A 12,035-nucleotide genomic window follows, 5' to 3' on the forward strand; every position below is an offset into this window, starting at 1 on the left:
CAACCCTATCGTGTCGATCGCGCGCCTGGAGAAGTCACCGCTTGGTCTTGGACGACTTCGGCGAAACCAGCCGGGTGCCCGCCCACTTGGGGCCGGCGCTGATGTTGGCCGTCTGGGCCAGTCCGACCTGCGGCACCGCCTCGGCGATGTCACTCGGCTCGACATGCCCTGGCTGGCCCGTCTTCGGGGTCAGCACCCAGATCACGCCGTTCTCGTTCAGGGGAGTCCGGACCTCGATCAGCGTGTCACCGAGATCACCGTCGTCTTCGCGCCACCACAGCAGCACCACGTCGATGACCTCGTCGGCGTCCTCGTCGAGGATGTCGCCGCCGATCTGTTCCTCGATCGCCGCACGAAGGTCGTCGTCGACGTCCTCGTCCCAGCCGATCTCCTGGACCACCATGTCCGGCTTGATCCCGAGCCTTTCGGCGACGCTGCTCTGATCAGCGTCTCCCGCGGCGACCACTGCTGTCACTCCTCCAACTACGACGGAGCGTGGTGTCGCGCCGGCCTCATCGACCGGGCGGGCACCACACTCGGGTACACGATGCCCGTTAGCGAACACTGGTGAAGCGTTCCGCGCAACCGTCCACACCGGATCTTGAACAACTCGTGTCGCGGCGTACGGACATTCAGCCCACTCTCACGGGGTCAATTCGGGCGCGCCTGGGCACCTCCGAACGGCCTGCTTTAGGGTGGGAGAGAAAACGCGCGCGCGAGTACAGGCGCGTGCGAGGCGTGTCGCAATCGGGTCCGCGAACGTTACCGATCAGTAGCGGTGACGCGAACGGAACCGGAGGACGACGATGGACGGCGAACACGCCCGCGTACGAGCACAACCAGCTACCACCTTTCGCAAGGAGACCCCTTGGCCCCGCAGAACGACGGCGCCTCCGGCAAGGAGACCCCGGCACGCGTCCGCGTCATCCGTGACGGATTGGCGGCGCACCTGCCCGACATCGACCCGGAGGAGACCGCCGAATGGCTGGACTCCTTCGACGAGGCGCTGGCCAGGGGTGGTCAGCAGCGCGCCCGGTACCTGATGCTGCGCATCCTCGAGCGGGCCAGGGAACGCCACGTCGGCGTCCCGGCGCTGACGTCGACGGACTACGTCAACACCATCCCCACCGAGAACGAACCCTGGTTCCCCGGTGACGAGGAGATCGAGCGCCGGTACCGCGCCTACATCCGGTGGAACGCCGCGATCATGGTGCACCGCGCGCAGCGTCCCGGCGTCGGCGTCGGCGGGCACATCTCGACTTACGGCTCGTCCGCGGCGCTGTACGAAGTGGGCTTCAACCACTTCTTCCGCGGCAAGGACCACTCGGGCGGCGGCGACCAGATCTTCATCCAGGGCCACGCCTCCCCCGGCATCTACGCCCGCGCGTTCCTCGAGGGCAGGCTGACCGAGAACCAGCTGGACGGCTTCCGGCAGGAGTTCTCTCACGCCGGCGAGGGCGGCGGCCTGCCGTCGTACCCGCACCCGCGGCTGATGCCGGAGTTCTGGGAGAACCCGACCGTGTCCATGGGCCTCGGCCCGATGAACGCGATCTACCAGGCGCGATTCAACCGCTACCTGCGTGACCGCGGCATCAAGGACACCAGCGACCAGCACGTCTGGGCGTTCCTCGGCGACGGCGAGATGGACGAGCCGGAATCGCGCGGCCTCATCCACGTGGCCGCGAGCGAGGGCCTCGACAACCTGACCTTCGTGATCAACTGCAACCTGCAGCGGCTCGACGGCCCGGTGCGCGGCAACGGCAAGATCATCCAGGAGCTGGAGTCGTACTTCCGCGGCGCCGGCTGGAACGTCATCAAGGTCATCTGGGGCCGCGAGTGGGACTCGCTGCTGCACGCGGACCGTGACGGCGCCCTGGTCAACCTGATGAACACCACGCCGGACGGCGACTTCCAGACCTACAAGGCCAACGACGGCGCCTTCGTCCGCGAGCACTTCTTCGGCCGCGACCCGCGGACCAAGGAACTGGTCAAGGACCTCACCGACGCCGACGTCTGGAACCTCAAGCGCGGCGGGCACGACTACCGCAAGGTCTACGCGGCCTACAAGTCGTCGCTGGAGCACCACGGCCAGCCGACGGTGATCCTGGCCCACACCATCAAGGGTTACGGCCTCGGGCCGTCCTTCGAGGGCCGCAACGCCACGCACCAGATGAAGAAGCTCACCCTCGACGACCTCAAGCTGTTCCGGGACGCCCAGCGCATCCCGATCAGCGACGAGGAGCTCGAGCGCGACCCGAAGCTGCCGCCGTACTACCACCCCGGCAAGGAATCGCCGGAGATCGAGTACATGATCGGCCGCCGCCGCGCGCTCGGCGGGTTCCTGCCGGAGCGCCGCCCGAAGGCCTCGAAGGCCCTCGTGCTGCCCGGCGACAAGGTCTACGAAGGCATCCGCAAGGGCTCGGGCAAGCAGGAGGTCGCCACCACGATGGCGTTCGTCCGGCTCGTCCGCGAGCTGGCGAAGGACTCCGAGATCGGCAAGCGGATCGTCCCGATCATTCCGGACGAGGCGCGCACCTTCGGTCTCGACTCGATGTTCCCGACGGCCAAGATCTACAACCCGCACGGCCAGACGTACACGTCGGTCGACGCGAGCCTGATGCTGGCCTACAAGGAGTCCGAAAAGGGCGTCATCCTGCACGAGGGCATCAACGAGGCGGGCTCGACCGCGTCGTTCACCGCCGTCGGCACCTCGTACGCCACGCACGGCGAGCCGATGATCCCGATCTACATCTTCTACTCGATGTTCGGGTTCCAGCGGACCGGTGACGGCCTCTACGCGGCGGCGGACCAGATGGCCCGCGGTTTCGTGCTCGGCGCCACCGCCGGCCGCACCACGCTGACCGGTGAGGGCCTCCAGCACGCCGACGGGCACTCGCTGCTGCTGGCGGCGACCAACCCGGCCGTCGTGGCTTACGACGCGGCGTGGTCGTTCGAGATCGCCCACATCGTGCGGGACGGTCTTCGCCGGATGTACGGCGAGACCGGGCCGGACGGCAACGGCGAGAACATCTTCTACTACATGACGATCTACAACGAGCCCTACCAGCAGCCCGCCGAGCCCGAGAACCTCGACGTCGACGGCCTGCTCAAGGGTCTCTACAAGTACGCGGACGCCCCGTCGGGCGACGGACCGGAGGCGCAGATCCTGGTCTCCGGTGTCACCATGCCGGACGCGCTGCGGGCCCAGCAGATGCTGGCCGAGGAGTGGGGCGTACGCGCGGCCGTGTGGTCGGCGACGTCGTGGACCGAGCTGCGGCGCGAGGCCGTCGAGGTCGACCACGACAACCTGCTCCACCCGGGCGATTCCCCGCGTGTGCCGTACATCACGCAGAAGCTGTCCGGCGCGAACGGGCCGGTCGTCGCGGTGTCGGACTGGATGCGGGCCGTGCCGGACCTCATCCGCCCCTGGGTGCCGACCGACATGCTGACGCTGGGCACCGACGGGTTCGGGTTCTCCGACACCCGTCCCGCCGCCCGGCGGAAGTTCCTGGTCGACGCCCAGTCGATCGTGGTCGGCACGCTGAGCGCGCTGGCCAAGCGCGGCGAGATCGACCGGTCGAAGGCGGCGGAGGCGGCGCGCAAGTACCGTCTCGACGACGTCGCCGCCGCGGGTCCGCAGTTGTCGGACTCCGGCAGCGCCTAGCACTGCCATGAACGGTCCGTTCCTTGCGAAATCTGCAAGGAACGGACCGTTCATTGCGTCCGGGACCGGACGAGCTAGGGTGAGACATCGGATGTTTGCGGAAAGGGTGAGCGAGTGTGACCAAGCGTCGACTGCCGAAGCCGAGTGAGCTGAAGCAGATCCTGCGGCCGAAGCCGATCGTGCTCAACCCGACCGAACGGCGGCTGGCGGGCGCGCACACGATCGCCGACCTGCGGATGCTCGCCCGCAAGCGGACGCCGCGCGCGGCGTTCGACTACACCGACGGCGCCGCGGAGCTGGAAGACAGTCTCCGCCGCGCCCGGCAGGCCTTCCGCAGCGTGGAATTCCACCCGAACGTCCTGCGCGGCGTGTCCGATGTGGACACGGGCAAGGAGATCCTCGGCAAGCGTTCGGAGCTGCCGTTCGCGTTCGCGCCGACCGGGTTCACGCGGATGATGAACCACGAGGGCGAGTCCGCGGTGGCCCGCGTCGCGCAGCGCAACGGCATCCCGATGGGGCTGTCGACGATGGCGACGACGTCCATCGAAGACCTCGCCGCGGCCGCCCCGGAGGCCCGCAAGTGGTTCCAGCTCTACGTCTGGCGCGACCACAAGGCGGGTGAAGATCTGATGAATCGCGCCTGGGCCGCCGGCTTCGACACGCTCATGCTGACGGTGGACACCCCGGTCGCGGGCGCGCGGCTGCGCGACGTCCGCAACGGGCTGACCATCCCGCCCGCGCTCACCCTCAAGACCTTCCTCGACGGCGCGATGCATCCGGCGTGGTGGTTCAACCTGCTGACCACCGAGCCGCTGACCTTCGCGTCGCTGAGCCAGTTCGACGGCACGGTCGCCGAGCTGCTCAACCAGCTCTTCGACCCGACCCTGAACTTCGACGACCTCGACTGGGTCCGCCAGACCTGGCCGGGCAAGCTCGTGGTCAAGGGGATCCAGAACGTCGACGACGCGCGTGACGTGGTCAAGCACGGCGCCGACGCGGTCCTGCTGTCCAACCACGGCGGCCGCCAGCTCGACCGCGCGCCGACGCCGATCGAGCTGCTGCCCGCGGTGCTCGACGAGATCCAGGGCGACGCCGAGGTGTGGGTCGACACCGGCATCCTGTCCGGCGGCGACATCGTGGCCGCCATCGCGCGCGGCGCGGACGCGGTGCTCATCGGGCGCGCGTTCCTCTACGGCCTGATGGCCGGCGGCGAGCGCGGGGTTCAGCGGTGCGTGGACATCCTGCGCGCCGAGATGGTCCGGACGATGCAGCTGTTGGGTGTCCGCACCCTGGCCGACCTCAACCCGTCACACGCCACCATGCGCTGACCCCCGCGCGTTTCGTCCTCTGAATGCGGTGGTTCGTATCGCCGACTACCGCGTTCAGAGGACGAAACGCGGTCAGGCGGAGGCCGTCGTGACTCCGGAAGGAGCGGTGCGGACCTGCTTCGCCGTCCGGTTCCAGCTCCACCAGCCGTGCACGACCAGCCCGGCGAACACGATGTACACCGCCGCCGAGAAGTACAGGCCCGACGAGAGCTGCAGCGGTACGCCGATCGCGTCGACGACCAGCCACACCAGCCAGAACTCGACGAGACCCGCGCCCTGCGCGGCGAAGGCCACCAGCGTGCCGACGAAGATCGCGGCGTCCGGCCAAGGCGCCCACGAGGCGTCCAGCGCGTCGAGGACCAGCGCCATCGCGGTGGTGCCGATCGCGAACGCGCCGGCCATCGCCAGACGCTCGCCGAGACGGCCCTTGCGGACGACGACGCCGTAGACCGGGTCGCTGCGGCGGGACCAGGCCCACCAGCCGTAGATCGAGATGGCGAGGATCGCGATCTGCCTGGTCGCGAGCCCGCCGAGATGCGCGGAGACGTAGACCGAGAACAACAGCACGGTGGCCCCGACCTGGACCGGCCACGTCCACAACGTGCGGCGTTGCGCCAGGAAGACCACGGCGAGCGCGAAGATCTGCCCCGCCAGCTCGGCGAAGGAGATCCATTGTCCGAGCACCGTGACACCGTTGTGCAGCAGGAAGTCCACGTCCGCACCCCTCTCCGTCTACCGCTCCAACATGCTCCGTTTCGGCCCCATTCCCTAGGGAGTGTGAGGTGCGGAACAGGCGGCCGGCTCGAGGGGCGCTGAGGAGACGCGAAAGGGCCCTTCACCGCGTGTTCCGCGACGATGGGCCCCTTCGACTCCGCGCGGGCCCGGTGCCTTCCTCGATCACCGGGCCCGCGGGATGCTCAGGAATCTACGCGACCGATGCCCACGGGCGAAGTCGGCGGCTCCGAACGGACCTCCCGCTTGGCGTCACCCGCCTCCAGCTGCCCCTGCAGATTGGCCAGCCAGCCCTGCCAGCGGTCCTGCGCCGGCTTGATCAGGCCGCCGCCGAAGCCGACGACGATCACGCCGCCGATGGTGGCGAGCACGGTGATCAGGACCGGTCCGGTGATCGCGGTCGCGATGTTCACCTGGCCGAGCGCGGCGATGATGCCGAACGCCATGATCATCCAGTAGGCGATGGTGCCGAGCAGCCGTCCCGCGGGCCGGGTCGACAGGGCCCCGGTCACCAGGTCGCGGACGACCTTCGCCACAGCCGCCGCGACGATCACCAGCACCAGCGCCACCAGGATCCGCGGCAGGAACGCGATGATGTCGTTGAGCAGCGCGCTGACCGGATTGCTCTCACCGAATACGCCGAACGCGAGCTGCAGCGCGATCAGGAGAATGAAGTAGTACACGAGTTTGACGAGGATCCCGCCCGCGTCGACATTCGCCTGTTTGAGCGTTCCGGTGAGCCCGGTCTTCTCGATGAGCTTGCCGAAACCGATCTTCGACAGAACCAGTCCCAATGCCTTCGACACGGCTTTCGCGATCAACCAGCCGATCAGCAGGATGATCAGGAAACCGATCAATTTCGGCACGAAGGTGGCGACAAGGTTCCATGCTTGTCCCAGACCGTCTTTCAGCTGCTCGCCCACGGCGAACTCCCTCCTCTGCGCATCCGCGCCCAACACCGGTGCGGCTTGCGAGGGATCGTTGATCACGAGCACCGCACCGGCAACTCGGCGACCCACGATCGAGTGAGTGAGCTAGCGGGAAAAGATCGACAAGTCCCATACTTGTCCTACCGGTGGGGACCGGGGAGACGAGGCCGTCCGGCGCAGCGAAAAACGCGAGCGCCGGGCGGCCTCGAGTTTTATGCGAACACATTTCGCAATTTCTCGGTCTTGACCATCCACTTCGGACAGAAGAGCCGGGAGACCGCAGGACCACGCCCCCTTTGCCCACCGGACTAGGATCGGCTGACCATGGCTGATGCGACTTCCGGACGGCGTGTCCCCAAGCACCACGGGCTGTCCGCCAAGACCCTCCGGCGGCTCGAGCACGCCTCCGGCCGGCTCGCGAGCGCGAGCGTGGCGGTGATGGAAGAGCGGCTGAGCTGGTTCGCCCGCCTCCCCGCCGACCAGCGCGCGAGCGTCCTGCTGATCACCCAGGCGGGTGCCGCCGGTTTCGTCGACTGGCTCCGCGACGCCAAGGAGGCGCTCTCCCTCACCACCGAGGCCTTCCGCGAAGCGCCCGCCGAACTGTCCCGCTGGGTGAGCCTGCGGCAGGCGGTCGGCATGGTGCGGCTGGCGATCGAGGTGTTCGAGGAGCAACTGCCGGAATTCGCCGCGAACGAGGCCGAACGCGCCGCGCTGATCGAAGGGATCCTGCGCTACGGCAGGGAGATCGCGTTCGCCGCCGCCAACTCCTACGCGGCCGCCGCCGAGGCGCGCGGCGCGTGGGACGCGCGACTGGAGGCGCTGGTCGTCGACGGCATCGTCCGCGGCGACGCCGAGGAGGCGGTGCTCTCCCGGGCCGCCGCGCTCGGCTGGGATCCGGCCGCGCCCGCCACCGCGGTGGTCGGCACCCCGACGTCGGACGACCCGCCCGCCGTCGTGTTCGAGGTCCGCAGCCGCGCCGCCAGGGTCGGGCGCCCCGTGCTGCTTTCGGTGCAGGGATCCCGGCTGGTCGTGGTGGTCGCCGGTCCCACCGACGGCAGCGTCAAGGACCGCGAGATCCTCGCCAAGCTGTCGGTCGCCTTCGCCGACGGACCGGTCGTCGCCGGCCCGACGGTGCCCACCCTCGCCGAAGCGCACCACAGCGCGACCGAAGCGCTCTCCGGCCTGCGCGCCGTCGTCGGCTGGCCCGGCGCGCCCCGGCCCGCGAGATCGATCGACCTGTTGCCCGAACGCGCGTTGTCCGGCGACCCCGAGGCCGAACGCCTGCTCGTGGAGCAGATCGCGCGACCGCTCGAAGAAGCGGGCCCCGCCTTGCTGCGGACGGTGGAGACCTACCTCGACAGCGGCGGCGTCCTGGAGACCTGCGCGCGGACGCTGTTCGTGCATCCGAACACCGTCCGGTACCGGCTGCGGAAGGCGGCGGAACTGACCGGCCGCCACGCCGCCGAATCGCGGGACGCCTGGGTGCTGAAGGTGGCGCTGACGGTCGGACGGCTGGCCCGTGCCCGCGGCCTCTGGTGACTGTGTCCGGTTGGTCGTGAGTGGCGATTCGGGTTAGAACCCGAATCGCCACTCACGACCACGGTGACCCGAACCGGTTGGTAACTCTGCGCAGTGACGGACTTCATAGGGAAAGCTGGTTGAACCCGACAAGGCTTTTGGGTTAAGCGCGGAGATCAGGAAGACGCTTTTGGAGGGTTCCGACAATTACGTCGGCCGGACTTGGTGAGCGTCGGCATCACGACCATGGTGGCCGAGAGTGTTCTCTAATGGGGTGACAGTTGCAGTCCTCGCCCCCGGTCAGGGTTCCCAAGCCCCAGGCATGCTCACCCCTTGGCTCGAGCTCGACGGCGCCCGCGCGCGCGTCGAAGCCTGGTCCGAGCGAGCCGGTCTCGACCTCGTCCGCCTCGGCACCGAAGCGGACGCCGAAGAGATCCAGGACACCGCGATCACGCAGCCGCTGATCGTGGCGCTGTCACTGCTGGCCTTCGAGCACCTTCAGCGTGAGGCCCCGGTCGCCGCGGACGCGCCGGTCGCCGGTCATTCCGTCGGCGAACTGGCGGCCGCCGCCATCGCCGACGTGCTCAGCCCCGAAGACGCCGTCGCGCTGGCCGCCGTCCGCGGCGCCGAGATGGCGAAGGCGTGCGCGCTGGAGCCCACGAGCATGGCCGCGGTCATGCTCGGCGACCCGGAGCAGGTCGTCGCGTGGCTCGAGGGCCACGGTCTCGCCGCGGCGAACCGCAACGGCGCCGGCCAGATCGTCGCCTCCGGCGCCGCCGACGCCATCGAGAAGATCGTGGCCGAGCCGCTGGAGGGCACCAAGGTCCGCGCGCTCAAGGTCGCGGGCGCGTTCCACACCTCCTACATGGCACCCGCGCGTGAAGCGCTGGCCGCCCACGCTGCGAAGATCACCCCGGCGGACCCGACGCGTCCGCTGCTGTCGAACGCCGACGGCCAGGTCGTCACCAGCGGGGCCGAGTACCTCGACCGGCTGGTCAAGCAGGTCACGAGCCCGGTTCGCTGGGATCTGACCATGGACGGTCTGGTCACCGCGGGTGTCACCTCGACGCTCGAACTTCCGCCGGCGGGCACGCTGACCGGGCTGGTCAAGCGGCAGCTCAAGGGAACCGTGACCACCACGATCGCTCTGAAGACGCCTGCCGAGCTGGCGAAGCTTCAGGGGCAGGAGGACGCTTCGTGACCGACCGATCCACTTTGCGGCAGGCGCCGGGCGCCGCCGGGACCCGCATCCTCGGTGTCGGGAGCTTCCAGCCCGAGAAGATCGTGACCAACGACGATCTCTCGAAGATCATGGACACCAACGACCAGTGGATCCGCGAGCGGGTCGGCATCGTCGAGCGCCGGTTCGCCGAGAAGGACGAGTCGCTGGTCGACATGGCGGTCAAGGCGGGCACCGCCGCGCTGGCCGACGCCGGTGTGGACCCGTCCGAAGTGGACACGGTCATCCTGCCCAACTGCACGATGCCCACCCAGATCCCGAACGCCGCCGCGCAGGTGGCCGACCGGATCGGCATCACGCATCCGGCCGCGTTCGACCTCAACGCCGCCTGCGCCGGATTCTGTTACGGCATCGGCGTCGCTTCGGATCTCATCCGGGCGGGCAGCGCGAAGAAGGCGCTCGTCATCGGTGCCGAGAAGCTCACCGACCACGTCGACCCGGTCGACCGCGCGAACGCGATCATCTTCGCCGACGGCGCCGGCGCGGCGGTGGTCGGCGCGGCCGACACCCCGCAGATCGGCCCGGTCGCCTGGGGCAGCGCGGGCGAGCACGTCGACCTGATCTACATGCGCGACGACAAGTGGATCTACCAGGAGGGCCAGTCGGTCTTCCGCTGGGCGACCACCCAGATCGCGCCGATCGCCTTGCAGGCGCTGGAACTGGCCGGGCTCGAACCGTCCGATGTGGACGTCCTGATCCCGCACCAGGCCAACCTGCGCATCGTCGAGGCCATCGCCAAGAAGCTGCGCGCCAAGGGCGCCCGCGAGGACATGGTCGTCGCCGACGACATCAAGTACTCGGGCAACACCTCGTCCGCGTCGATTCCGCTCGCGCTGGACCACATGCGCAAGGCCGGCACCGTGAAACAGGGCGACGTCGTGCTCGCCGTGGGCTTCGGGGCCGGACTCTCCTACGCGGGCCAGGCCTTCGTCTGCCCGTGATGAATACTTCCCCCGCGGGCACCGTGTCCGCGGGGCAGCCGAAAGCATCACCGAGAAGGGAACAACCAGTGGCAGACAACGCAGAGATCCTCGCCGGCCTCGCCGAGATCGTCGAAGAGGTCGCCGGTGTGGCGCAGGACGACGTGACCGCCGAGAAGTCCTTCGTGGACGACCTCGACATCGACTCGCTGTCCATGGTGGAGATCGCTGTCCAGGCCGAGGACAAGTTCGGCGTCAAGATCCCGGACGACGAGCTGGCGAACCTGAAGACCGTTGGCGACGCGGTGAACTACGTGTCGGCCAACTCCAAGTAAGTCCGACTTCTTGATTGGCGCCGACCTTGGGGAGACTCCAATGAGCAACAACGACGTCGTGATCACCGGGATGGGCGCGACCACGCCGCTCGGCGGGGACGTCGCGTCCACGTGGGACGGCCTGCTCGCCGGGGCGAGCGGGATCCGCCGCATCGAAGCCGACTGGGTCGACGAACTCGAACTGCCGGTGAAGATCGGCGCCATGCTCGCCGTCGACCCGTCCGAAGTCCTGCCGCGGGTTCAGGCCCGGCGGCTGGACCGCTGTGAGCAGGTGGCGCTCATCGCCGCCCGCCAGGCTTGGGCGGACGCGGGTTTCGAGCAGCCGACCGACGAGCATCAGGATGTGGAACCCGAGCGCCTCGGGGTGACCATCGGTACCGGTGTCGGCGGTCCGGTCACCCTGATCTCCCAGAACGACCTTCTGCACAAGCAGGGGCTCCGCAAGGTCTCCCCGCTGACCGTGCCGATGCTGATGCCGAACGGCCCCGCCGCTCACGTCGGGATCGACCTGAAGGCACGTGCCGGTGTGCACTCGCCCGCTTCGGCCTGCGCGTCGGGCGCGGAAGGCATCGCCGCCGGCTACGAGATGATCCGTTCGGGTCGTGCCGACGTCGTGATCGCCGGTGGTGCCGAATCGTGCATCCACCCGATCACCCTCGCCGGTTTCGCCCAGGCGCGGACGGTGTCCACCCGCAACGACGACCCGGCGAAGGCGTCCAGGCCGTTCGACGTGAACCGTGACGGTTTCGTCCTCGGTGAGGGCTCCGGTGTCGTGATCCTGGAGCGGGCGGACCGGGCCAAGGCCCGTAACGCGCGGATCTACGCGCAGCTGAGCGGGTACGGGATCACCTCGGACGCCTACCACATCACGGGCAACCACCCGGAGGGCGTCGGCCAGATCGCCGCCATGCGGCAGGCGATGACGATGGCCGGGGTCTCCCCGACCGACGTCGGCCACGTCAACGCGCACGCGACCTCGACGGTCGTCGGCGATGTCGGCGAGGCCGCGGCGATCCGCAACGCCATCGGCGAGCACGTCGTGGTGACCGCTCCCAAGGGCGCGCTCGGCCACCTGGTCGGCGGCGCGGGCGCGGTCGAGGGCATCGCCACGATCCTGGCGATCTACCACGGGCTCATCCCGGCGACGCTGAACCTGGAGAACCTGGACCCGAAGGTGCAGCTCGACGTCGTCTCCGGTGAGGCTCGCAAGGTGGAGCTGAGCGCGGCGATCAGCAACTCGTTCGGCTTCGGCGGGCACAACACGGCGCTGTTGTTCACCCCGGCGGCCTGATTTCAGTACGTGGCGCTGCGGTGCCGGATGTCATGAAAGGGCCGTTCAGGACGAAAGATGTCCTGAACGGCCCTTTCA

10 protein-coding genes are annotated in these 12,035 nt (G+C 68.8%); 7 read left to right on the forward strand and 3 right to left on the reverse strand.

From position 1 onward, the window contains the following. Positions 1-34 precede the first annotated feature (34 nt). Positions 35-466, reverse strand: coding sequence for a DUF3052 domain-containing protein (locus AB8M46_RS00125; RefSeq protein WP_016336117.1), 432 nt, complete (start codon positions 464-466; stop codon positions 35-37). Between the two features lie 402 nt (positions 467-868). Between AB8M46_RS00125 and aceE the strand changes: the two genes are divergently transcribed. Together aceE and AB8M46_RS00135 are read left to right on the forward strand one after the other, a co-directional pair. Beyond that, positions 869-3,664 (forward strand): pyruvate dehydrogenase (acetyl-transferring), homodimeric type, encoded by a 2,796-nt coding sequence (gene aceE / locus AB8M46_RS00130; RefSeq protein ID WP_037342404.1) that lies wholly within the window; start codon positions 869-871, stop codon positions 3,662-3,664. 116 nt (positions 3,665-3,780) lie between these two features. Then, complete coding sequence (locus tag AB8M46_RS00135; protein ID WP_394359196.1) at positions 3,781-4,992, forward strand: alpha-hydroxy-acid oxidizing protein; 1,212 nt, start codon at positions 3,781-3,783, stop codon at positions 4,990-4,992. 72 nt (positions 4,993-5,064) lie between these two features. Here the strand turns inward: AB8M46_RS00135 and AB8M46_RS00140 are convergent, their stop codons facing one another. After that, the gene (locus AB8M46_RS00140; protein WP_037342402.1) at positions 5,065-5,706 is read right to left on the reverse strand and encodes a nicotinamide mononucleotide transporter family protein; all 642 of its coding nucleotides are present in this window, start codon (positions 5,704-5,706) and stop codon (positions 5,065-5,067) included. Between the two features lie 203 nt (positions 5,707-5,909). Then, positions 5,910-6,647, reverse strand: coding sequence for a hypothetical protein (locus AB8M46_RS00145; RefSeq protein WP_037342658.1), 738 nt, complete (start codon positions 6,645-6,647; stop codon positions 5,910-5,912). A 330-nt stretch (positions 6,648-6,977) separates the two neighbouring features. Here AB8M46_RS00145 and AB8M46_RS00150 point away from each other — a divergent pair, with 330 nt between their 5' ends. From AB8M46_RS00150 to AB8M46_RS00170, 5 genes are all read left to right on the forward strand, one after another. Further along, complete coding sequence (locus AB8M46_RS00150; protein WP_037342401.1) at positions 6,978-8,192, forward strand: CdaR family transcriptional regulator; 1,215 nt, start codon at positions 6,978-6,980, stop codon at positions 8,190-8,192. Positions 8,193-8,445: 253 nt separating this feature from the next. Further along, entirely contained in the window at positions 8,446-9,372 is a 927-nt protein-coding gene (locus tag AB8M46_RS00155; RefSeq protein ID WP_394359197.1) for an ACP S-malonyltransferase, read from the forward strand. After that, the gene (locus tag AB8M46_RS00160) at positions 9,369-10,352 is read left to right on the forward strand and encodes a beta-ketoacyl-ACP synthase III (RefSeq protein WP_125737946.1); all 984 of its coding nucleotides are present in this window, start codon (positions 9,369-9,371) and stop codon (positions 10,350-10,352) included. Before AB8M46_RS00155 ends, AB8M46_RS00160 begins: the two co-directional genes overlap by 4 nt. Positions 10,353-10,420: 68 nt before the next feature. Next, complete coding sequence (locus AB8M46_RS00165) at positions 10,421-10,666, forward strand: acyl carrier protein (RefSeq protein WP_004559006.1); 246 nt, start codon at positions 10,421-10,423, stop codon at positions 10,664-10,666. Positions 10,667-10,706: 40 nt separating this feature from the next. Continuing rightward, entirely contained in the window at positions 10,707-11,957 is a 1,251-nt protein-coding gene (locus AB8M46_RS00170; RefSeq protein ID WP_037342398.1) for a beta-ketoacyl synthase, read from the forward strand. The last annotated feature ends 78 nt before the right edge of the window (positions 11,958-12,035 follow it).

This window comes from Amycolatopsis sp. SB7-3 (genome assembly GCF_041021335.1).
GTDB classification, from domain to species: Bacteria; Actinomycetota; Actinomycetes; order Mycobacteriales; family Pseudonocardiaceae; genus Amycolatopsis; species Amycolatopsis japonica.

What these genes read in the sequence shown, in the direction of transcription:
- AB8M46_RS00150 (WP_037342401.1), top strand. Translation starts at nt 6,978, where the DNA reads ATGGCTGATGCGACTTCCGGACGGCGTGTCCCCAAGCACCACGGGCTG.
- AB8M46_RS00170 (WP_037342398.1), top strand. Translation starts at nt 10,707, where the DNA reads ATGAGCAACAACGACGTCGTGATCACCGGGATGGGCGCGACCACGCCG.